Below are 21,259 nucleotides of genomic sequence, written 5' to 3'. Positions count from 1 at the left end.
CGGAGTAGTCGCGCGATGATGGACGGGCGCGAACCCTTTACCATGCCACACGGCACCGACAGAAAACCGTGGCGTCGCGGTAGAACGCGCCACTTGTCCACAGACCCCTACTTGTCCACAGCCTCCCCGATTCCCACTTCTCCCTCCTTCCCGCGCCCCCTAGCGTCGAATGCGTGTTCGAACGATCAGCCCCGGAATCGCCGGGCATCCCCGTCAACCGCCGGCTCGAGCAGCTCGCCGGTCAGGCCCTCGCGGCCGACCGGGACACCGGGCCGCCGGGCGCCGTCGGACGGCTGGTCGAGCGATGGGTCCCCGAGTCGATCACCGGCAGCCCCCAGCGGCGGCGCCGGACCACGGTGCTCCTGGCCCTGGTTGGCGTCCTGGTGCTCGTCGGGACGTCGATCGTGCTCCTCGGTGGCAGCCCGCCCGTCGAACGCGCGCCGGTGCTGCCCGCGGCGCCGGAACGGCCCGCACCGGTCACCGCGTCGGCGAGCCGGGTGGCCGACAGTTCGCTGGTGATCAGCGTGGTCGGCAAGGTCCGGAACCCAGGGCTGGTCACGGTCCCCGGCGGCGCACGGGTGGCGGACGCTCTCCGCGCGGCGGGCGGCGCGATCGAGGGCACCGACGTCACGGCGCTGAACCTCGCGCGCAAGCTGGCCGACGGCGAGCAGATCTACGTCGGCATCCCGCCGCCTGCCGGCGCGCAGCAACCGGCCGAGAGCGGCGGCGCCCCCGCGCTCGTCGACCTGAACACGGCCAGCGCCGAGCAACTCGACGCCCTGCCGGGAATCGGCGAGGTCACCGCCCAGCGCATCATCGACTGGCGCACCAAGCACGGGTCGTTCCGGTCGATCGACCAGCTGCGCGAGGTCGAGGGCATCGGCGAGACTCGACTGTCCCGGCTGCGAGAGCAGGTGACGGTGTCGTGATCGCGGAACCTGCTGTGCGGCACGACTTCCGCCTGGTGCCGGCCGCATTGTCGTTGTGGCTCGGAGCTCTGCTCGGACTGGTGTGGACGTGGTGGCTGGCCCTCGCGTGCGGTGCTGCGGCGGTGCTGGTGTCCGTGGGGCTGCTGATCAAGCTACGTCCGGCTCGGTCGCGCTGGTGGGCGGGCGCGGCGGCGCTGCTCGTGGCCGGTCTCCTGCTCGCCGGTCCGCTCGGCCTCCGCTTGCACCGGGCGGAGCACGACCCGCTCCACGGCCTCGCGCAGCGCGGCACGGAGGTCACCCTGCGGGTGCTGGTGACGGAACGCCCGAAACCGGTGCGGTCCGCCGGATATGCCGATCAGCAAGCAGGGCCGAGGTCGGTCGTGATCGCGGCGGATGTCCTGCACGCCGAACGTGGCGCCCAGCCGGTGGTCTCGACCGGGCGGGTCGCGCTGCTCGCGCCGTTCGCGACGTGGAGCGAGATCATCCCGGGGCAGGAGGTCACCGCTAGCGGCGAGCTGGCCCCGCCGCGCGACGCCGACCTGACCGTAGCCGCGATCTACGTCCGCGGGCCACCGGTGGCAGCGACGGAGGCTCCCTGGTGGCAGCGCGCCGCGGAGTCGATGCGCGAGGCGCTTCGCAACGCGTGCGGGGTCCTGCCCGAGGAGCAGGCCGGGCTGGTGCCGGGGCTCGTCGTGGGCGACACGAGCGGGTTGTCCGAACGGCTCGACCGCGAGTTCACCGACGCCGGCCTCACCCATCTGATGGCGGTCAGCGGGTCCAACGTCGCGATTGTGTGCGGCGCGGTGCTGCTGCTGTTACGGCTGTTGCGGGCAGGGCCACGGTTGTCCGCGGCGCTGTCCGGGGCGGCCCTGGCCGGGTTCGTGGTCCTGGCGGGTGGGGAGCCGAGTGTCCTGCGGGCCGGAGTCATGGGCGGGATTGCCCTGCTGGCGCTGGCGCTGGGACGGGAAAGATCAGTCGTGCCCGCACTGGCCGCCGCGACCTGCGTCCTCGTGGCGTGGGACCCGGCGATGGCGGTCAGCTTCGGCTTCGCGTTGTCGGTGATCGCGACCGCCGGTCTGGTGCTCCTCGCGCCGCGGTGGGCGGAGAGCCTCCAGCGGCGCGGCGTTCCGCCGGGCTTCGCCGAAGGGCTGGCGGTGCCTGCGGCGGCGTTCGTCGTGACGGCGCCCGTCGTGGCCGGGATGGCCGGGCAGCTCAGCCTGGTCAGCGTGGCGGCGAACGTGCTGGCCGCGCCGGTGGTCGCGCCGGCGACCGTGTTCGGGGTGCTCGCGACCCTCGTCGCAGCCGCGTGGCCCGCCGGCGGGGAGCTGATCGTCCGGCTGGCCGGGCCGGAGGCGGGCTGGCTGATCGTCGTGGCGCGGCGGGCGTCGGAGGTGCCCGGCGCGGTGCTGGCGTGGCCCAGCGGCTGGTGGGGCGGGTTTCTTGCGCTGGTGGCCGCCGTCGCCGTGGTGCTGGCGTTGCGCCATCGGCGCTTGCGGGTGCTGTTGGCGTTGACGCTGGCCGGGGCGCTGTTACTCGTCGTCCCGGGCAAGGTGATCGCGCCCGGCTGGCCGCCGCCGGGATGGGCGGTGGTGGCGTGTGACGTCGGTCAGGGCGACAGCCTCGTGCTCGCCACCGGTGAGCCAGGACGGGCGGTGGTGGTCGACGCCGGGCCCGAGCCGGGACCGGCTGACCGCTGTCTGGACCGGCTGGGCATCGAGCGGGTGCCGCTGGTGGTGCTGAGCCACCTGCACGCCGACCACATCGGCGGACTCGACTCGGTGTTCGAGGGGCGCTCGGTGGGCGCGATCGCGGTCGGGCCAGGGCGGCAGCCCGGCTGGGCGTGGCGGCAGGCCGGCCAGATCGCGGCTCGCCAAGGGGTTCCGCTGCTCGAACTCGACCTGGGGCGACGGCTCGAATGGCCGGCGCTGAGTCTCGAAGTGCTGGGTCCCACTTACGTGTCCGAAGGAGAGGACGACGACGGAACACAGATCAACAACGGCTCGGTCGTGCTACGAGCTCGCACCACGGCGGGCAGCGTGCTGCTGACCGGCGACGTCGAACTCGCGGCACAGGCTGACCTGCTGGCCGCCGGAACGGATCTGCACGCGGAGATCCTGAAGGTGCCGCACCACGGCAGCAGGTTCTCGCTGCCGCAGTTCCTGGCCGCGGTGTCCGCGCGGCTGGCGCTGGTCAGCGTCGGTCCGGGCAACCGCTACGGCCACCCGAACCGGACGACACTCGAAACACTGACCGCGGACGGCGCACTCATCGCCCGCACGGACACCGACGGCGACACCGCGGTGATCCCCGACCAGTCCGGCCCAGCCGTTGTGCGCCGGGGAAAGTGAGGTGGCACCTTGATCGGAGACCGAGGAGCTGTCAGAGACCCAGAGCCTTGTGGACGGCCGCCGCCGACGGCGGGACCGTCGCCTTCGGGCCGACCTCGTTCTCGATCGCGTCCAGGGTCTTCAGGCCGTCACCGGTGATGAGCAGGACGGTCTCGGCGTCCGGGTCGATCTTGCCGGCTTCGATGAGCTTCTTCGCCGTCGCGACGGTGACGCCGCCGGCGGTCTCGGTGAAGATGCCCTCGGTGCGGGCGAGCAGGCGGATGCCCTCGACGACCTCTTCGTCGGTCACGTCCTCGATCGCGCCGCCCGTGCGGCGAACCGTGTCGAGCACGTAGGGGCCGTCGGCCGGGTTGCCGATCGCGAGCGAGCGGGCGATGGTGTCCGGCTTGACCGGCTGCACGACGTCGTGACCGTTGCGGAACGCCGCGGAAACCGGCGAGCAGCCGGCCGCCTGCGCGCCGAACACCTTGTACGGGGTGTCCTCGACCAGGCCCAGCTTGGCGAACTCGCGGAAGCCCTTGTCCACCTTGGTCAGCTGGGAGCCCGAGGCGATCGGCACGACGATCTGCTCGGGGATCCGCCAGCCGAGCTGCTCGGCGACCTCGTAGGCGAGCGTCTTCGAGCCCTCGGAGTAGTACGGGCGGACGTTGACGTTCACGAACGCCCAGTTCTCGTGCTCGGCGGCCAGCTCGGTGGCCAGGCGGTTGACGTCGTCGTAGTTGCCGTCGACAGCGATCAGGTTGCCGTCGTAGACCGCGGTGGTCAGGACCTTGGCGCGCTCGAGCGAGGACGGGATGAGCACCACGGACTGCCAGCCGGCGCGGGCCGCGGCCGCGGCGACGGCGTTGGCCAGGTTGCCGGTGGAGGGGCAGGCCAGGGTGTCGAACCCGAACTCGCGAGCCGCGGCCAGTGCGACGGCGACGACGCGGTCCTTGAACGAGTGGGTGGGGTTGCCGGTGTCGTCCTTGACCCACAGGCTCTTCACACCGAGAGCCTTGGCGAGCCGGTCGGCCTTCACCAGCCTGGTACAGCCGGGCTCGGTGTTCGGGATCTCCTCGACGTTCGAAGGCACCGGCAGCAGCCGCTTGTAGCGCCAGATGTTGCGCGGGCCCGCCTCGATGTCCTCACGGCGGACGCGACCGAAGTCGTAGGCGACCTCCAGCGGCGAGAAGTCCTCGGCGGAGACGAACTCCGGGGCGAGCGGCTGGCGGTGGCCCTCTTCCTTGGAGACCAGTTCCACGGCCGGACCGAGGTCGACGGTGCGACGGGTGGTGGTCGAATCGAGGGCTGCAGTCATCGCGAGGTTCCTTTCCTCATCTGCCCCGCTGACGCGGGCCGGAATTGGCACCGTGATCGTCAGCTACCTCGCGGAATCGAGATGACAGGCTGACGCCGGTTGCCGGGGCTTCGTCGGGCCGTTCCCTCTGCCCCTCTGGATGAGCGGTATTCGGTTGTGGTGGCTGTCGCGCTCGCGCGATGCCTGGTTGACAACATACGGCACCACGCTCGGAGCACGCCATGCCCCTGCGGGTTTCATCACGCTCCGGAGCTGTCGGTGGTCCGTGGGAGGATCTGAACCGTGACCGCGCCGGCAACCACCTCCGCCCCCCTGCAGCTCGTGCTCGGTGAAGAGGAGCTGCTCGTCGAGCGCGCCGTCCGCGCCGCCCTGGAACAGGCGCGCCGGGAGGACGCGACGGCCGAGCTGACGAAGGTCCGGGTGTCCGATCTCACGCCGCCCGGCCTGGCCGAGCTGGTCAGCCCGTCGCTGTTCAGCGAGGGCCGGGTGATCGTGCTGGAAGGCGCGCAGGACATCGGCCAGGAGCTGGCCGACGCGGTGCTCGCCTACGCGAAGATGCCTGCCGACGGTGTCGTCCTGGTCGTCGTGCACACCGGTGGTGGCCGCAGCAAGGCGGCCAAGTCGCTGCCGGCGGCGCTGCGCAAGGCCGGCGCCCAGGTCACCGAATGCCCGAAGATCACCCGGCCGGTCGATCGGGAGTCGTTCGTCCGCAACGAGGTCCGGCAGGCCGGCGGCAAGATCGACCCGGCCGGGGTGGCCGCGCTGATCGACGCCGTCGGATCCGACCTGCGAGAGCTGGCCGCGGCGGCGTCGCAGCTGGTGGCCGACTCGGGCGGCCGGGTCGACGAGGAAGCCGTGCGCCGCTACCACCGGGGCCGCGCGGACGTGACGGGTTTCGCGGTGGCGGAGAAGGCCGTCGCGGGCGAGCGCGGCGCGGCGCTCGAAGCGATGCGGTGGGCGCTCCAGATCGGCGTGGCGCACGTCCTGATCGCCGACGCCCTCGCGGACGCCGTCCGCACGATCGCCCGCGTGTCGGCGGCGGGCCGCGGCAACCCGAACCAGATGGCCGGTGAGCTGGGCATGCCGCCGTGGAAGATCCGCAAGGCGCAGGGGCAGTCCCGCGGGTGGACGCAGGCCGGACTGGCCGAGGCGATGGCCGTGGTGGCGCGGGTGAACGCCGAGGTCAAGGGCCAGGCCGCGGACCCGGCCTACGCGCTCGAGCGGGCCGTCCTGGAACTAGCCGCCGCCCGCGACAAGCGCTGAGTTCGGCGCCGCGTTCCGTTGCGGTCAGCCCGGAGGCGGGGCGCGCCGCTGCTCGGGACGAGCGTTGGGTCCGGCGCGCGGGTCGGACTGCGGTTGTCTGGTGGGCGTGGCGGTGGGTGCGGGGCTCGCCGTCGCTCGAGCCGAGAGGTGTGTTCGGCCCCGGGGGCCAAGCGGAAGTGTTCGGTGTGTTGGATCAGGCTCGCCGTTGCTCGGGGCGAGCGGTGGCGCCAGGGGCGGGCGGTCTTTTGACGCGCGGGAGCGCGGGCTCACCGTTGCTCGGGATGTGCTTGAGTTCGCCAGCCGACGGGCCCGGGTGAGGGGTTGTGCCCAAGCTGTATCCCCGGCTGTGCGGACGCCGGAGTCGGGGGCGCAGGAAGTCTCAGGTCCCCGCCGCTCACGAACCCGTCACCCCTGCACGGCAGAAGGGCGGGCACCCAGCCGGATGCCCGCCCCTCGGAAGATCAAGCTCAGAGCTGGTTGACGCGCTTGGCCATCGCCGACTTCTTGTTGGCGGCCTGGTTCGCGTGGATGACGCCCTTGCTGGCGGCCTTGTCCAGGGCGCGAGCGGCAGCCTGCTGCAGCTCGACGGCCTTGGCCTTGTCGCCCGCCTCGGCGGCCTCGCGGAACTTGCGGATCGCGGTCTTCACCGAGGACTTGACCGACTGGTTGCGCTGGCGCGCCTTCTCGTTGGTCTTGATGCGCTTGATCTGGGACTTGATGTTGGCCATGAAGGCGCTCCTTCGATCTGTCGGTGGGTTCGCTGCCGCGCTGTACCGGCCCCGGCGTGCGGGTTTCCTCCCTGGCGGAATGCCGCACGGCAACGACCGACAAGGTTAGCAGGGCGCTACCGTGGCACTCGCACTGGCTGGGGGAGGCTGCAGGTGAACGGCACGGCGCTCGGGCTCGTCCTCGTCGCGGCCGTGGTGCACGCCGGGTGGAACCTCGCCGCCAAGCGGGTCGACGACGGGGCCCGGTTCGTCTTCCTCTACTACACCGTCTCCGCGGTGGTCTGCGCTCCGGTCGCCGTCGTGGCCCTGGTGATCGAGGGGCAGCATCCACAATGGATCTGGCTGCCCGCGGCGCTGCTGACCGCGGTCTTCCATGTCGCCTACGGCATCGTGCTGCAGCGCGGCTACCGCGTCGGCGACCTGTCCGTCGTCTACCCGCTGGCGCGGGGGAGCGGGCCGCTGCTGTCGGTGCTCGCGGCGGTCGTCCTGCTCGGCGAGCGGCCCGGGTGGCTCGGGCTCGCCGGTGCCCTTCTCGTCGTGACCGGGGTGCTGGTCATCGGGCTCGGCCCGCGCTCGGCGGCGGACGCCCGCGCCCGCCGGGCCGGGGTCTTCTACGGGCTGCTCACCGGCGTCGCCATCGCGGCCTACACGCTCTGGGACGACCACGCCGTCAACGCCCTCGCCGTCCCGCCGCTGACCTACTTCGCCGCCGGTTCGGTGCTGCAGAGCCTGCTGCTCGCGCCCGCGGCCCTACGCGCAGACGGGCGGATCGGCGCGCTGTGGCGGGCGCATTGGCGGGAGGCGGTGGCCGTCGGGGTGCTGTCGCCGGTCGCCTACGTGCTCGTGCTCTACGCGATGCGCATGGCGCCGGTCAGCCTGGTCGCGCCCGCGCGCGAGGTGAGCATCGTGCTGGGCGGGATCGCGGCCTGGCTCGTGCTGGACGAGCCGCACCCGGCGCGCCGCCTGGCCGGCTCGGTCGTCGTCCTGGCCGGAATTGCCGCGATTGCGGCTTCCTGACCAGGTGGGGTAGGCAGGAGGTATGGACGTCCTGAGCAGCCGGGTGCTGATCCACCCCCGCGATCCCGAGAAGACCACGGCGTTCTACCGGGACGTGCTCGGCCTGGCCATCTACCGCACGTTCCCCGGCGGGACCGTGTTCTTCACCGGCCAGGGCTACCTGGAGGTCGTCGGCCGCGGCGAGCAGGGCACCAGCCCCGACGTCGAGCTGTGGTTCCAGGTCCGCGACCTCAAGGCCACGCTCGACGAGCTGGCCGAACGCGGGGTCGTGCCGGACCGCGAGGCCCGCCGCGAGCCGTGGGGCCTGGACGAGGCGCGCATCTCCGACCCGGACGGCACGTCGATCGTGCTGGTGGAGATCCCGCCGGACCATCCACTGCGGACGGACATCCGCGCGCAGTGAGCCGCCACACGGGACCGGCGGCGGGCCTGGGCTTGTTCCGGTGCGTCGGCGGATCCCGCGGGGCCGGGGTTCGTCTCGCGGCGCTGGTGGTGCCTGGGGCTGGTTCTTGGGGTGCGTTGACCGTGGATCTCGCCGGAGCTGGTTCTCGACTTGCGCCGCCGATCGTGCGGCGCCGGTGACGGCGGATCTCGCGGGGCCGGTTTTGATTTGGGGTGGCAGGTGGCGCAGGCTCAGGCGGGCCGTCGGGCGCGGAACTGGGCGGCCAGCGGCGCGGTGACGCCCGGGGGTTGCCACACCCACGTCTGCAGCTCGGTGAAACCGGCCTCGACCAGTTCGGCCGCCAGCGCGTGCCGCGGCACGGGGAGCCACTTCTCGTGCGCCGAGAGGATCAGCCGGCCGCCCGGGCGCAGCACCCGCCGCAGCTCGTGGAAGCCCGCGAGGCGGTCGTCCCACAGTTGGACGTTGTTCACGCTCACCACCACGTCCACGGAGGCCTCGTCCAGGCCCGTCCGCTCCGCCGAACCGCGGGCCAGCCGGATCCGGCCCGCCGCGATCTCCGCCGCGCAGCGGGCCTGCGCCAGCGCCAGCATCTCCGGCGACGGGTCCACCCCGTGCGCCACCGCCGCGCGCCGGCCGGCCAGTCGCAGGCCCACCCCGGGACCGGGGCCGACCACCAGCACCGTCTCCTCCGGGGTGAGCCTCGCCACGTCCACCACGTGCGATTCGGTCGCGCCGTTCGCCTGGGCCATCACGGCGCCGCCGATGCGGCCCAGCAGGCCGCGGGGGTGACCGAAGGCCCGGTCCAGGATCTGCTCGATGGTTGTGCTCATACCTCCAGGTCAGCACTCGCCACCGCTCACCGGCATCGGGGATGACCCGGAAATCGGGCATGGGAACATGGAGTCGTACCCCACGACGAGCCGAGGATCCGAGTGAGCACGTTCGCCGACCAGACCTTCACGCCGCCGGAGCAGATCCGGAACTTCTGCATCATCGCGCACATCGACCACGGCAAGTCCACCCTGGCCGACCGGATGCTGCAGCTCACCGGCGTGGTCGAGGAGCGGGCCATGCGCGCGCAGTACCTCGACCGGATGGACATCGAGCGCGAGCGGGGCATCACGATCAAGGCCCAGAACGTGCGCCTCCCGTGGCAGGTCGACGGCCGCGACCACGTCCTGCACCTCATCGACACCCCGGGCCACGTGGACTTCACCTACGAGGTCTCCCGGGCACTGGAGGCGTGTGAGGGCGCGATCCTGCTGGTCGACGCGGCGCAGGGCATCGAGGCGCAGACCCTGGCCAACCTGTACCTGGCGCTGGAGAAGGACCTGCACATCATCCCGGTCCTGAACAAGATCGACCTCCCCGCCGCTGACCCGGACAAGTACGCCGCCGAGCTGGCGCACATCATCGGCTGCGACCCGTCCGAGGTCCTGCGCGTCTCGGCGAAGACCGGCATGGGCGTGCCCGACCTGCTGGACGAGGTCGTCCGCCAGGTGCCGCCGCCGGTCGGCGACGCCGATGCCCCGGCCCGCGCCATGATCTTCGACTCGGTCTACGACACCTACCGCGGCGTCGTCACCTACATCCGCGTCGTGGACGGCAAGATCACCCCGCGCGAGCGGATCCGGATGATGTCCACCGGCGCCACGCACGAGCTGCTGGAAGTCGGCATCATCTCGCCGGAGCCCAAGCCCAGCGCGGGTCTCGGCGTCGGCGAGGTGGGTTACCTCATCACCGGCGTGAAGGACGTCCGCCAGTCCCGGGTCGGTGACACCGTCACCTCCGAGCGCAAGGGCGCCACCGAGCCGCTGGCCGGCTACCGCGACCCCAAGCCGATGGTGTTCTCCGGCCTCTACCCGGTGGACGGCTCGGACTATCCGGAGCTGCGTGAGGCGCTGGAGAAGCTGCAGCTCAACGACGCGGCCCTGACCTACGAGCCGGAGACGTCGGTCGCACTCGGCTTCGGCTTCCGGTGCGGCTTCCTCGGCCTGCTGCACCTGGAGATCACCCGTGACCGGCTGGAGCGCGAGTTCGGCCTGGACCTGATCGCCACCGCGCCGAACGTCGAGTACCGCGTGGTGCAGGACGACGGCACCGAGGTGCACGTCACCAACCCGTCCGACTGGCCGACCGGTGTGAAGATCGCCGAGGTGCACGAGCCGTTGTCGAAGGTCACCGTGATCGCCCCGTCGGAGTTCATCGGCGCGATCATGGAGCTGTGCCAGAGCAAGCGCGGCAACCTGCTCGGCATGGACTACCTGTCGGAGGACCGCGTCGAGCTGCGCTACAACCTGCCGCTCGCCGAGATCATCTTCGACTTCTTCGACTCGCTGAAGTCCCGCACCCGCGGCTACGCCTCGCTGGACTACGAGGAGGCCGGCACGCAGGTTGCCGACCTGGTGAAGGTCGACATCCTGCTGCAGGGCGAGCCGGTCGACGCGTTCTCCGCGATCGTGCACAAGGACGCCGCCTACGGCTACGGCAACAAGATGGCGGGCCGGCTGCGCGAGCTGATCCCGCGGCAGCAGTTCGAGGTGCCGATCCAGGCCGCGGTCGGGTCGCGGATCATCGCGCGCGAGACGATCCGCGCGATCCGCAAGGACGTGCTTTCCAAGTGCTACGGCGGTGACATCTCGCGGAAGCGGAAGCTGCTGGAGAAGCAGAAGGAAGGCAAGAAGCGGATGAAGAACATCGGCCGGGTCGAGGTTCCGCAGGAGGCCTTCGTCGCGGCGCTGTCCACCGACGAGCCCTCCGGCGACAAGGGCAAGAAGAAGTAGCGGCCGCTCACGCGGTGCCGGAGATCCGGGCCGCCTCGACGAACACGGCGCAGCGGCGCTCTTCGGCCATCACGCGGTCGTAGGTTTCCCAGTCGTCGTGGGTGCCGCCGGCCGCGGTGAAGATGTCGCGCAGCAGCCGGGGCAGGCCGGCCGGGTCGAAGGCCTCATCCGGGTGGTCCGGGCCGATCAGCCGCACCGGTCCCTGCACCGCCGCCCACGTCCAGCCGCGCCGGAACACCACCGTCGCGTTGCCACGAGCGCTGAGCAGGTCCAGCTTCTTCGCGTGGCCGACCGCCACGAACGCGACGGACGGGCGGCCGGACACCGGGTCGTCGAGGACCCCGGCGTTGACCACCGAAGCGTGCACCGAGCCGTCCGCCCGCGCGACCGCCACCGTGGCCAGGCCGGTCTCCTGGGCGGCGAGCGAGCGGACGGCGTCGAGGTTCGTCATGGAGCCAAGCTAGCGCCGGGAGCGCCGCCGGAACAACGCGCCCGCGACCGGCACCGCGACCAGCGTGATCCCGCCCCACCACAACACCGCGAGCCAGGCCGAGTTCCCGACCGGCCCGCCGAGTAGCAGCGCCCGCACGCTGTCGACCACCGGGGTGACCGGCTGCACCTCCACGACCGCGCGCAGGCCGTCCGGCATGGTGCTCGGCGGCACGAACGCGCTGCTCAGGTACGGCACGAACACCAGGATCATGCCCAGCCCGGCGGCGCTTTCCGTGCCGCCGGCGAGCAGCCCGAGGATCGCCGCGACCCACGAGATCGCCACCGTGAACACCAGCAGGATGCCGAGCGCGCCCAGCCACCCGCCGACACCCGCGGCAGGGGAGAAGCCGATGAGCAGGCCGACGCCGATCATGATCGCGAGCGACAGCGCGTTCCGGACGATCGCGCCGGCGATGTGCCCGGTGAGCACCGCGACGCTGGACATCGGCATCGAGCGGAACCGTTCCACCACACCGCGTTCGAGGTCGTCCGCGACGCCGACCGTGGTGGAGGTCGAGTTGAACGTGACGCTGATGGCGATGATCCCGGCGAGCACGTAGTCGATGTAGGCCGTGCCGCCGGTGTTGATCGCGCCGCCGAACACATAGCGGAACATCAGCATGATCGCGACCGGCAGGAAGATCGCCGTCATCGCCTGGTCGGGGGAGCGCAGGATGTGCCGCACCGACCGTCCGATGAGGACGGCCGAGTTGTTCGCGTTCCAGTACAGGGTGCTCATCGGGCCGCTCCGATCGTCGGCGAGCCGGTCAGGGACAGGAAGACGTCGTCGAGGGACGGGCGGGTCAGCGCGAGGTCGGCGACGTCGGCACCGGCCCGGTCGAGGCGTTCCAGGACCTCGCGGACGTCGCGGGCACCGTCGACCGGCACGTTCAGAACCAGTCCCTCCCCGGAGTGCGCCTCACCGAGCACCAGCCGGGCCACCTCGAACGCCTCCGCGGTGGCGAAGGTCAGGTCGAGGCGCTCGCTGCCGACGCGCTGCTTGAGCGACGCCGGGGTGCCTTCGGCCACGACCCGCCCGCCGTCGATCACGGCGACCCGGTCGGCCAGCTCGTCGGCCTCCTCCAGGTACTGGGTGGTGAGCAGGACCGTCACGCCGCCGGCCAGCAGGTCGCGCACCGTCTCCCACACGCCGGCGCGGCTGCGCGGGTCGAGCCCGGTGGTGGGCTCGTCGAGGAACAGCACCGGCGGCGCGGTGATCATGCTGATCGCCAGGTCGAGGCGCCGTTCCATGCCCCCGGAGTAGGTCTTCACCGGCCGTCCGGCGGCCTCGGTCAGGTCGAACCGCTCGAGCAGTTCGGTCGCCCGGCGGCGGGCCGCGGCGGCGCCGAGCCGGAACAGGCGGCCCATCATCACCAGGTTCTCGTAGCCGGTGAGCAGGCGGTCGACCCCGGTCTGCTGGCCGGTCACCCCGATGATCCGCCGCACGTCCGGCGCCTGCCGCACCACGTCGAACCCGCCGATCCGCACGGTGCCCGCGTCCGGCGCGAGCAGGGTCGTCAGGATGCGGACGGTGGTGCTCTTGCCCGCGCCGTTGGGCCCGAGCAGGGACACGACGCTGCCGCGCTCGACGGTGAGGTCGACACCGCCGAGCACCTCTCTGCCCCCGAATGCCTTGCGCAGGCCGCTGACCTCGATCATCACGCTCTCCCCTGGAACTGTGTATGGCGTAGACTGCTTTGTGTAAGTGATACACAGTTCTAGGATGGCCGTCAAGGACGAAAGGACGGCGATGACGGCGGAACGCACGCGAACCCTCGAACTGCTGTGGGGCGGCGGCGAACGGCCCACCCGGGGGCCGAAGCCCGCGCTGAGCGTGGAAAAGATCGTCCGCGCGGCGATCGAACTCGCCGACGCCGAGGGCGTCGAGGCGCTCTCCATGCAGCGGGTCGCGGCGGCGGTCGGCAAGACGACCATGTCGCTGTACCGGTACGTGTCGGGCAAGGACCAGCTGATCGAGTTGATGGTCGACTACGCGGCCGAGGAGGAACCGCCGAAGCCGGCGGGCGAGGACTGGCGTGCCGAGGTCGCGGTGTGGGTGCGCGCGGTGTGGGAGTTCCACCTGCGGCACCCGTGGATGCTGCGGATCCGGATGAACGGCCCGCCATCGGGACCCCGGCAGCTGGCCTGGATGGAAGCCGGGATGCGGGCGATCTCCGGGCTCGGCCTCACCGGTGCCGAGATGATCTGGGCGATGACGTTCCTGGACGGCGCCGTGCGCGAGCTCGCGCGGATCTCGCTGGACATGGCGGAGGCGCAGCGCGAGGCCGGCATCACGGGCCTGGAGGCGGACGCGGACTTCGCCGCCGGGCTGCGGAAGTACCTGGACCCGGAGCGGTTCCCGATGCTGGCCGCCACGATCGCCGAGGGCACGTTCGACCCGGGCACGGAGGAATCCGGGATCCTGCCGGACCTGGAGTTCGGCGTGCAGCGCCTGCTGGACGGCCTCGAGGCGTACGCGCGGCGCCGGAAACCCTAGGGTGGGGAGCATGTTCGAAGAGTTGCGTGTCCCCGTTCTCGTGGCGCCGATGGCGGGCGGGCCCACGACACCCGAACTCGTCGCCGCCGTTGCCGAGGCCGGCGGATCCGGGTTCCTCGCCGCCGGGTACCTGACCGCGGACGCGCTCGGCGAGCGGATCGCGAAGACGCGGGAGCTGACGAGCCGGCCGTTCGGGGTCAACCTGTTCGTCCCCGGACGGAAGTCCGATGTGGATTTGTCGCCCTACGTGCGGCGGATCGAGGAGGAGGCCCGGCACTACGAGGCCGAGCCGGGCGACCCGCGCTGGGAGGACGACGACTACCCGGCGAGGGTCGACCTCGTGGCGGCGCAGCGGATCCCGTTCGTGTCGTTCACGTTCGGGCTGCCGTCCACAACGGACGTAGCGCGGCTGCGCGAGGCCGGTTCGCAGGTGATCGTGACCGTCACCACGCCCGAGGAGGCCGTGCGGGCGGTCGAGGTGGGCGCGGACGCCCTGTGCGTGCAGGGGTTCGAGGCGGGCGCGCACCGCGGGCTGTTCGTCGACGATCCGGAGCACCCGGCCGGGGGCGAGGTGTACGGGCTGCTGGCGTTGCTGCGGCTGATCGGGTCCGCCGTGGACCTGCCGCTGATCGCGGCGGGCGGGATCGTGCACGGCGCGGACGTCGCCGCGGTGCTGGCCGCCGGCGCGGACGCGGCGCAGCTGGGCACCGCGTTCCTGCGCGCCGACGAGGCGGGGACGCAGCTCGCGCACCGCAAGGCGCTGGCCGAGGGCGGGCGCGTCACGGCCATCACGCGGGCCTTCAGCGGCCGCCCCGCGCGCGGGCTGGTGAACCGGTTCCTGACCGAGCACTCGCCGTACGCGCCCTCGGCGTACCCGCAGGTGCACCACCTGACCAAGCCGGTGCGGGCAGCCGCGCACGCCGCCGGCGACCCGGAGGGCGTGAACCTGTGGGGCGGGCAGACGTACTCGGTGGCGCCGGAGGGCCCGGCGGCGGAGATCGTGGCGCGCCTGAAGGCCGAGGCGAAGGCGGCGCAGGAGCGGGTGACCCGACGACTGGGGTAGGTGCGCGGCGCCCGGGCGGGATGGGCTAAGATTTCGGCACACCGGGCGATTAGCTCAGGGGGAGAGCGCTTCGTTCACACCGAAGAGGTCACTGGTTCGATCCCAGTATCGCCCACCGGTTGTGTTAGCTGTTCAGACGGCCTGCCGACGACCATCGTCGGCAGGCCGTCTGCGTTTGCGGGGAGCACGGCGTGGCGACCACGTTCGCGAATCCGAAGAGGCCACGCTACTGGCGCCCCGACCCACGATCGCCCTCCAGCTTCACCTGTGCTGCTCGGCGGGCTCGGTGCGCGGGCACTGCCGTGCCTTCTTGTCAAGCGACTCAGTGCGCGGTCCATCCGCCGTCGACCCGCAGGGTGCTGCCGGTCACGTAGGACGACGCGTCGCTGGCCAGGAAGACCGCCGCGCCGGCCAGTTCGTTCGCGTCACCGATGCGGCGTTGCGGCACGGCGTTGACGATGACCTCACCCCAGCGGCTGTTCATCAGGCCGTCGGACAGGTCCGTGGCGAAGTACCCGGGCGCGAGCGCGTTCACCCGCACGCCGCGGTCGGCCCACTCGACCGCGAGCACCCGCGTGAGGGCCTCCACCCCGCCCTTGCTCGCGGCGTAGGCGGCGATCCGCTGGAAGCCGGTGGTGGCGTGCACCGAGGACACGTTCACGATGCTGCCCGCCCCCTGCTCGAGCATGCGGCGACCCGCGGCGCGGCAACAGAAGTACGTGCCGTCGAGGTTCACGCGCAGCACCTGATGCCAGTCGTCGTCGCTCAACGATTCGCTGCGCGTGAAGACAGGGCTGATCCCGGCGCAGTTGACGAGGGCGTCGACGCGTCCGAGGCGTCGCACACAGTCATCGGCGAACCCGGGCTGGTCCACGGATCCGGGCAGCACGACCGTGTCCGGCCCGGTCTCCTCCGCCAGCGTGCGCAGGTCCTTCTCGGTCCGGGAGGTCACGGCGAGCCGTGCGCCCGCCTTCGCCAGCGCCAGGGACATCGTGCGGCCGAGGCCTTTGCCGGCCCCTGTCACCCACACCGTCTTCCCGGTGAGATCGAAGCTGTTCACGCGATCACCGGCAGGGACCGCAGGTCGCGCTTGAGCACCTTGCCCGACGGGGTGCGCGGGAGCTGATCGATGAACTGGATCTCGGCGGGTACCTTGAACTTCGCGAGGCGTTCGCGGCAGAACGCGACGAGTCCGGCGGTGTCCACGTCGGCGCCGGGCCGCAGCACGACGAAGGCCTTCGGCACCTCGCCCCACCGCTCGTGGGGCATGCCCACGACCGCGGCCTCCACGACGTCGGGGTGCTCGTAGAGGACGCGCTCGACCTCAGGCGTGGCGATGTTCTCCCCGCCGGAGACGATCATGTCCTTCTTCCGGTCCTCGACGTAGAGGTAGCCGTCGTGGTCGATCCGGCCGATGTCGCCGGTGTGGAACCACCCGTCGCGCAAGGCCTTGGCCGTCGCCTCGGGGTCGCGCCAGTACCCCGCGAACACCTTGGGGCCGGAGAGCGCGATCTCACCGAGCTCACCGCGCGGCACCTCGCGGCCGGTGTCGTCGACGATGCGCACTCGCAGGTGCGCGACCGGCCTGCCGACCGACCCGACCTTCGACAGCATGTGCTCGGCGTCGTTGAACGTGTCGCCGGAGACGGTCTCGGTGAGCCCGTAGGCGTCGGCGAACCACGCGGCGGGGAACGCGGCGCGGATGCGCTCGATGAGCGGCACCGGCATCTTCTCCCCGCCGCCGATGACGAACCGGATCGAGGAGGTGTCCCGTTCGGTGAGCCCTGGCAGGTGCAGCAGTGCGTTCATCATCGAGGGGGCGAGCCAGACGTTGGTCGGACGCTCCCGCTCGATGATGTCGACGACCTCGGCTGCGTCGAACTTCCGCGTGAGGATCAGCGAACCGCCGGCGTGCAGGGTGGCCAGTGCGGGCAGGTCGAGCCCGCCCACGTGGTAGAGCGGTCCGCACACCAGCGTGGTGTCCGCGCTGGTGATGCCGAATTCCACGATCTGGCCGAGGTTCTTGTACAGCAGGTTGGCATGGGTGATGCACACACCCTTCGGGCGGGAGGTGGTGCCGGAGGTGTACATCAGGCGCTGGAGCGTATCCGGGCCGACGTCCTCGATCGGCACCACCTCGCCGAGGTGCCGTGCCACCAGGTCGTCATAGGACGCCCAGCCCTCCCGCCGCTCGCCGAGCATCAGCCGGTTCCGGACCGGGATCGCCGACGCGGCGTCGGCGAACTCCGGCTCGGTGAGGATCGCCGCCGCCTCGGCGTTGCCGACGATGTAGTCCCATTCGGCGGGGGAGAGCCGGTAGTTCAACGGCAGGAACGCCGCACCGAGGTGGTTGAGCGCGAGCACCGTCTCGACGAATTCGATGTGGTTGTAGAGCAGCAGCGCGACGATGTCACCGCGGCCGATGCCCAGTTCACGCAGGCCGGCGGCGAGCGCGTGCACCCTGGCGGCCAGCTCGCGGTTGGTCACGTGGCGCTCGCCCTGGGACAGCACGACCTTGTCCGGGTAGCGGCCCAGGTTGTGCTCGAGCACGGCGGCGAAGTTGTACATCAGCGCTCCTCCGTGTGGAAGCTGTGCAGTTGTGCGCCCGCCTTGCCCCAGTGGATCGTGCTGATCATGCCGCCGTCGGCGACCAGGTCGGCCCCGGTGACGAAGTCGGACTCGGGGCCGGCGAGGAAGGCGACGACGCGCGCGATGTCGTCCGGTTCACCCAGCCGTCCGAGCGGGATGTTGTCCACAGTGGCCGAACGGATGGCCTGGTTGGCCAGGGTGTCCCGGTTCAGCCCGCTCTGGACCACACCCGGGCTCACCGAGTTGATGCGGATCCGGTGCTCGGCCAGTTCGGCGGCGAGCTGCTTGGTCAGTGCGAGCACCCCGCCCTTGGCCGCGGTGTAGGAGGAGAACCCGTACCCGGTGTGCCCGGCGATCGAGGCGATCTGCACGATCGAACCCCCGCCCGCCTCGGTCATGGCCGGGATGACGTGCCGCAGCAGGATGAAGTAACCGGTGAGGTTGACGTCGACCACGCGCCGCCACTCCTCGACCGAGCACTCGAGCAGCTTCTTGCGCACGATGATGCCCGCGGCGTTGACCAGTACCCGCGGCGCCCCGGGCAGGGCACCGATCACGTCCCGCACGGCGTCGTCGTCGGTGACGTCGACCGCGTACTCGGTGGCCTTGCCGCCGTGTTCCTCGATCTCCCGCAGGGTGCCGCTCGCCCCGTTGACGTCGAGCAGCGCGACGGTCGCCCCCGTCGCGGCCAGGCGCACCGCGCAGGCCCGCCCGATACCGGAGGCAGCTCCGGTGATGACAGCGCAGTCCATGTTGTTTCCTCTCAACCCATCGCGTATCCGCCGTTGACGTCGACCACGGCGCCGGTCATGTAGCTGGCCGCGGGGGAGGCGAGGAACGCCGCCACCCGCGCGATCTCCTCCGGCTGGGCGAGCCTGCCCAGCGGGCAGTAATCCGGCCGGTAGCCGCGACCGGCGACCATTTCGGTGTCCACCACTCCGGGAGCCACGCCGTTGGCGGTGATCCCGTGCGCCGCTTCGGTCTTGGCGAGCCACTTGACCATCGCGTGCACGGCGCCCTTGCTTGCCACATAGTGCGGCCCGGCGAGCACACCGCCGACCTTGCCCGCGACGGAGCCGATGCAGACCACGCGGCCACCGTGCCGTCGCAGGAGCGGCAACGCCGCCTTGATGGTCCACAGGGTGCCCTTCACGTTGACGCCCAGCACGTGGTCCACTTCGGACTCGTCAAGGTCGTCGACGGACACCGTGTCGCCGTACACCGCCGCCGAGGTGACCAGCGCGTCGAGTGCGGGCAACCCGGACAGGATCGCGCGCACCCCGGCCAGGTCGGTGACGTCCACCGTGTGCCCGGTGGCGGTCCCGCCCTCGGCCCTGATGGTGGCGACGGTGCGGGCGGGGTCGTTGACGTCGAGCACCGTCACCTCGGCGCCCGCGGCCGCCAGCTCGCGAGCGATGTGCGCGCCGATGCCGCGGGCGGCGCCGGTCACGACGGCCTGACGGCCGTGCATCCCGGCGGCGCCGCCCGCGGCGAGAACACCGGTCACGAGCCGGCGCCGTTGCGGCGCTCGTGGGCTTCCAGTTCCTCCATCAGCACCGGCACGCCGAGAGTGCAGGTGTGGATGCCCAGGACGCTGGTCAGCTCCAGGACCTCCATGATCTCTTCCTTGGTCGCCCCGTAGCCCAGCGCGTTGCGGATGTGCTGGCGCAGACCGGGCTCGTAGAGGTGCGTGGTGGAAGCGTCGATGGCGGTGTAGATCAGCTCCCGCACCTTCGGCTCGAGGACACCCTTGCGCCACGGCACCGACGAGAAGGTCAGGTAGGCCTCGAAGAACTCGGGGTCCAGGCTGAGCAGCCCCTCCCAGAAGGGGTTCCAGTAGCCCCGTTCGGACACGAACCGCTCACGCAGCTCCCGTTGGCTCTCGTTGAGCTCGATCGATGTCATGCTGGTCTCCTTCACTGAGCGGCCAGTTCGGCGCGGCGGCGGCGGGTGGCTTCTTCGTCGACGCGCAGCCCCTCCGGATCGGTGCGCGGATCGCCGGTGATGACGACGCCGTAGTCGCGGTAGGCGCCCTCGACTGTCACGTACTCGTCACGCACGTCCCGCTTGACCCGTTCCGGGTCGCGGTCGAGCGGGTTGCCCCAGCCGCCACCGCCATTGGTGAGGTAGCGGAACACCGCGTGCGGCTTGGTGTGCCACACGGGGGTGCTGGCGAAGTAGAAGTACTCCCCGTCCGGGTCGACGCACTTGGTCTCCGGGTCGAGCATCCCGGCCACCGGGGTGGCACGTGCGTACACCTCGTCGGAAGTCCCGAGCAGTTCCCTGGTGCGCACGACGTCGCGGTCCTCGGCGTGGAACAGCCACGTCGCACCGAGCGCGCCGCTCTTGCCGCCGTACACCCCGAGACCGCTGGGGCTCTTGGTGTGCAGCGGGCTGGACCAGTGCTCGGCCGCGGTCAGGTACAGGGTGTCCTTGAGGACCGCGGCGCCGCCGCGGTTGGTGCCCGCACCGGAGCTGTCCGGGACGTACTCCTTGCGCAGCACCACCGCGGGCAGCTCGGACTCGATCGCCTCGGTCGCCGGATCGAGGTTGTTGGCCTGGTAGACCACGGAGTAGCTGTCCGCGTCGCCGGCCTCGGTGGCGCCCCACGGGCCGTGCTCGCCACCGCACTGCGCGGTGGTCACCCACGGCGTCCCGTCCTCGAGCACACCGTTGGCGTTGTGGATGTTGAGCGAGCCGTAGTCACCGCCGACGGCCTTGCGGCCCAGTGCCTTCTCCAGCGCACGGAACACCGCCAGCAGGACCGGTCCGGTGCTCTCCCAGTACAGGAACACCGCGCCGTCCGGTGGGGTGGCGCTGATGAACGTCCCGGCGGGCAGCACGATGTCGATGTCCCGGTAGGCACCGGAGGTGAACGGTGTCGCCGGGTCGATCAGGAATTTCAGTGCGACACCCACGGCGGTCTTGGTGTCCAGGATTCCCGCGTTGATGCTGGTGCGCGCCTGCGGCGAGGTTCCGCTGAAGTCCAGCTCCATGCGGTGCCCGGCCTTGGTGATCCTGACCTTGATCCGGTATTCGACCGAGTCGTCGATGCCGTCGCAGTCAATGCCCTCCTCGGCCTCGTACACGCCGTCGGGCAGCTCGGCCAGCGCGGTGCTCATCGCCTCGGCGGAGACGTCGGTGCTGTACCGGATAGCCCCGAGGTAGGCCTCGACCCCGTAGCGTGCGACGCTTTCCTGGATCAGCTGCTCGCCCAGCAACAGGTTCGCGTAGATGGTCTTGATGTCGGGCAGCAGCAGCGCGCAGTAGCGAGCGTTGTCGAAGATCAGGTTGAACGCGGACTTGACCGGCTTGTCGTCCCGGTAGAGCAGGGTCGGTGCGATGACCAGGCCGTTCTCGTAGACGTTGCGCTTGGTGCCGCTGAACCCGGCGGGCACGACGCCGCCCATGTCCAGCTGGTGGGCGCGCAGCGTGACGAAGGAAATGATGCGGCCGTCCGCGAACACCGGCCGGATGAAGCAGATGTCGTTGACGTGGTTGCCCGCGCGGTACGGGTCGTTGCAGATCACCACGTCGCCGGGACGCAAGTTCTCCGGCCCGTACTCTTCGATGGTGTTGCGGACCGCCTCGGACATGGTGCCGAGGAACATCGCGAGGCTGTTGCTCACCGACGACATCGGGTAGTTCTGCTCCGGCGGTCCGGAGATGGTGGCCGCGAAGTCGTACCAGTCGCGCAGGATCAGCGAGAACGCGTTGTTGAGCAACCCGGTGCACATGTGCTGCACGATGTAGCGCATCCGGCTGGACAGCACCGTCGCGGTGAACCGGTCGGCGCCGTACCGCTCGGCGAACTGCGCATCGTCGAGGTCCTTGAGTGAAACGGTCACGG

Annotated in this window: 20 protein-coding genes, 1 tRNA gene and 1 riboswitch; of the genes, 9 read left to right on the top strand and 12 right to left on the bottom strand. The window is 71.2% G+C overall.

What is annotated here, in order from left to right; translation table 11 throughout:
* Nucleotides 1-173: 173 nt before the first annotated feature.
* Both ACCP09_RS03380 and ACCP09_RS03375 read left to right on the top strand, forming a co-directional pair.
* Nucleotides 174-929 (top strand): helix-hairpin-helix domain-containing protein, encoded by a 756-nt coding sequence (locus tag ACCP09_RS03380; RefSeq protein ID WP_433743082.1) that lies wholly within the window; start codon nucleotides 174-176, stop codon nucleotides 927-929.
* Entirely contained in the window at nucleotides 926-3,277 is a 2,352-nt protein-coding gene (locus ACCP09_RS03375; protein ID WP_433743080.1) for a ComEC/Rec2 family competence protein, read from the top strand. Before ACCP09_RS03380 ends, ACCP09_RS03375 begins: the two co-directional genes overlap by 4 nt.
* Nucleotides 3,278-3,308: 31 nt before the next feature.
* Here ACCP09_RS03375 and thrC read toward each other — a convergent pair whose 3' ends face one another.
* Nucleotides 3,309-4,574, bottom strand: coding sequence for a threonine synthase (gene thrC, locus ACCP09_RS03370; protein ID WP_123683364.1), 1,266 nt, complete (start codon nucleotides 4,572-4,574; stop codon nucleotides 3,309-3,311).
* A gap of 13 nt (nucleotides 4,575-4,587) precedes the next feature.
* A riboswitch (SAM riboswitch) is annotated at nucleotides 4,588-4,720 on the bottom strand.
* A 136-nt stretch (nucleotides 4,721-4,856) separates the two neighbouring features.
* Here thrC and holA point away from each other — a divergent pair.
* Nucleotides 4,857-5,837, top strand: coding sequence for a DNA polymerase III subunit delta (gene holA, locus ACCP09_RS03365; RefSeq protein ID WP_433743078.1), 981 nt, complete (start codon nucleotides 4,857-4,859; stop codon nucleotides 5,835-5,837).
* Nucleotides 5,838-6,304: 467 nt separating this feature from the next.
* Here the strand turns inward: holA and rpsT are convergent, their stop codons facing one another.
* Complete coding sequence (gene rpsT, locus ACCP09_RS03360; RefSeq protein ID WP_020420811.1) at nucleotides 6,305-6,565, bottom strand: 30S ribosomal protein S20; 261 nt, start codon at nucleotides 6,563-6,565, stop codon at nucleotides 6,305-6,307.
* Nucleotides 6,566-6,718: 153 nt separating this feature from the next.
* On the opposite strand from rpsT, the gene ACCP09_RS03355 reads away from it, so the two are divergent.
* Nucleotides 6,719-7,582 (top strand): EamA family transporter, encoded by an 864-nt coding sequence (locus tag ACCP09_RS03355; protein WP_433743075.1) that lies wholly within the window; start codon nucleotides 6,719-6,721, stop codon nucleotides 7,580-7,582.
* 22 nt (nucleotides 7,583-7,604) lie between these two features.
* Nucleotides 7,605-7,985 (top strand): VOC family protein, encoded by a 381-nt coding sequence (locus ACCP09_RS03350; protein ID WP_027931647.1) that lies wholly within the window; start codon nucleotides 7,605-7,607, stop codon nucleotides 7,983-7,985.
* A gap of 230 nt (nucleotides 7,986-8,215) precedes the next feature.
* Here the strand turns inward: ACCP09_RS03350 and ACCP09_RS03345 are convergent, their stop codons facing one another.
* Nucleotides 8,216-8,815: a class I SAM-dependent methyltransferase gene (locus tag ACCP09_RS03345; RefSeq protein WP_431905805.1), complete on the bottom strand. Its 600-nt coding sequence runs from the start codon at nucleotides 8,813-8,815 to the stop codon at nucleotides 8,216-8,218.
* Between the two features lie 102 nt (nucleotides 8,816-8,917).
* On the opposite strand from ACCP09_RS03345, the gene lepA reads away from it, so the two are divergent.
* Nucleotides 8,918-10,768 (top strand): translation elongation factor 4, encoded by a 1,851-nt coding sequence (gene lepA, locus ACCP09_RS03340; protein WP_020420815.1) that lies wholly within the window; start codon nucleotides 8,918-8,920, stop codon nucleotides 10,766-10,768.
* A gap of 7 nt (nucleotides 10,769-10,775) precedes the next feature.
* Here the strand turns inward: lepA and ACCP09_RS03335 are convergent, their stop codons facing one another.
* Genes ACCP09_RS03335 through ACCP09_RS03325 form a run of 3 tightly spaced genes read right to left on the bottom strand, consistent with a single transcriptional unit; the run spans nucleotide 10,776 to nucleotide 12,919 of the window.
* Nucleotides 10,776-11,219: a pyridoxamine 5'-phosphate oxidase gene (locus ACCP09_RS03335; RefSeq protein ID WP_433743072.1), complete on the bottom strand. Its 444-nt coding sequence runs from the start codon at nucleotides 11,217-11,219 to the stop codon at nucleotides 10,776-10,778.
* A gap of 9 nt (nucleotides 11,220-11,228) precedes the next feature.
* Nucleotides 11,229-11,999: an ABC transporter permease gene (locus ACCP09_RS03330; protein ID WP_378361961.1), complete on the bottom strand. Its 771-nt coding sequence runs from the start codon at nucleotides 11,997-11,999 to the stop codon at nucleotides 11,229-11,231.
* Complete coding sequence (locus ACCP09_RS03325) at nucleotides 11,996-12,919, bottom strand: ATP-binding cassette domain-containing protein (RefSeq protein WP_433743070.1); 924 nt, start codon at nucleotides 12,917-12,919, stop codon at nucleotides 11,996-11,998. Before ACCP09_RS03325 ends, ACCP09_RS03330 begins: the two co-directional genes overlap by 4 nt.
* A gap of 64 nt (nucleotides 12,920-12,983) precedes the next feature.
* Between ACCP09_RS03325 and ACCP09_RS03320 the strand changes: the two genes are divergently transcribed.
* The 3 genes from ACCP09_RS03320 to ACCP09_RS03310 all read left to right on the top strand — a co-directional run bounded on the left by ACCP09_RS03320 (nucleotide 12,984) and on the right by ACCP09_RS03310 (nucleotide 14,935).
* On the top strand, nucleotides 12,984-13,757 hold the full coding sequence (locus tag ACCP09_RS03320; protein WP_400980962.1) for a TetR/AcrR family transcriptional regulator: 774 nt from the start codon (nucleotides 12,984-12,986) through the stop codon (nucleotides 13,755-13,757).
* 10 nt (nucleotides 13,758-13,767) lie between these two features.
* Nucleotides 13,768-14,820, top strand: a complete 1,053-nt coding sequence (locus tag ACCP09_RS03315) for a nitronate monooxygenase (RefSeq protein ID WP_433743067.1) — start codon at nucleotides 13,768-13,770, stop codon at nucleotides 14,818-14,820.
* Between the two features lie 43 nt (nucleotides 14,821-14,863).
* Nucleotides 14,864-14,935 (top strand) — tRNA-Val (locus ACCP09_RS03310).
* Between the two features lie 207 nt (nucleotides 14,936-15,142).
* Here the strand turns inward: ACCP09_RS03310 and ACCP09_RS03305 are convergent.
* The 6 genes from ACCP09_RS03305 to ACCP09_RS03280 are packed head-to-tail and all read right to left on the bottom strand — an operon-like array spanning nucleotide 15,143 to nucleotide 21,257.
* Nucleotides 15,143-15,880, bottom strand: coding sequence for an SDR family NAD(P)-dependent oxidoreductase (locus ACCP09_RS03305; RefSeq protein WP_378332764.1), 738 nt, complete (start codon nucleotides 15,878-15,880; stop codon nucleotides 15,143-15,145).
* Nucleotides 15,877-17,388, bottom strand: a complete 1,512-nt coding sequence (locus ACCP09_RS03300) for an acyl-CoA synthetase (protein ID WP_433743065.1) — start codon at nucleotides 17,386-17,388, stop codon at nucleotides 15,877-15,879. Before ACCP09_RS03300 ends, ACCP09_RS03305 begins: the two co-directional genes overlap by 4 nt.
* The gene (locus ACCP09_RS03295; protein ID WP_037322604.1) at nucleotides 17,388-18,161 is read right to left on the bottom strand and encodes an SDR family NAD(P)-dependent oxidoreductase; all 774 of its coding nucleotides are present in this window, start codon (nucleotides 18,159-18,161) and stop codon (nucleotides 17,388-17,390) included. The genes ACCP09_RS03300 and ACCP09_RS03295 overlap by 1 nt, the downstream gene beginning before the upstream one ends.
* 11 nt (nucleotides 18,162-18,172) lie before the next feature.
* The gene (locus tag ACCP09_RS03290) at nucleotides 18,173-18,916 is read right to left on the bottom strand and encodes an SDR family NAD(P)-dependent oxidoreductase (RefSeq protein ID WP_228684868.1); all 744 of its coding nucleotides are present in this window, start codon (nucleotides 18,914-18,916) and stop codon (nucleotides 18,173-18,175) included.
* Nucleotides 18,913-19,314, bottom strand: a complete 402-nt coding sequence (locus tag ACCP09_RS03285) for a carboxymuconolactone decarboxylase family protein (RefSeq protein ID WP_017987778.1) — start codon at nucleotides 19,312-19,314, stop codon at nucleotides 18,913-18,915. The genes ACCP09_RS03290 and ACCP09_RS03285 overlap by 4 nt, the downstream gene beginning before the upstream one ends.
* Before the next feature lie 11 nt (nucleotides 19,315-19,325).
* Nucleotides 19,326-21,257 (bottom strand): hydantoinase B/oxoprolinase family protein, encoded by a 1,932-nt coding sequence (locus tag ACCP09_RS03280; protein ID WP_027931637.1) that lies wholly within the window; start codon nucleotides 21,255-21,257, stop codon nucleotides 19,326-19,328.
* Nucleotides 21,258-21,259 lie beyond the last annotated feature (2 nt).

The sequence above is a fragment of the Amycolatopsis sp. 3B14 genome (assembly GCF_050958625.1).
Lineage (GTDB): Bacteria > Actinomycetota > Actinomycetes > Mycobacteriales > Pseudonocardiaceae > Amycolatopsis_E > Amycolatopsis_E thermoflava.
The sequence above is the reverse complement of the archived record's forward strand: the minus strand, read 5'-3'. Positions and strand labels throughout refer to the sequence as shown.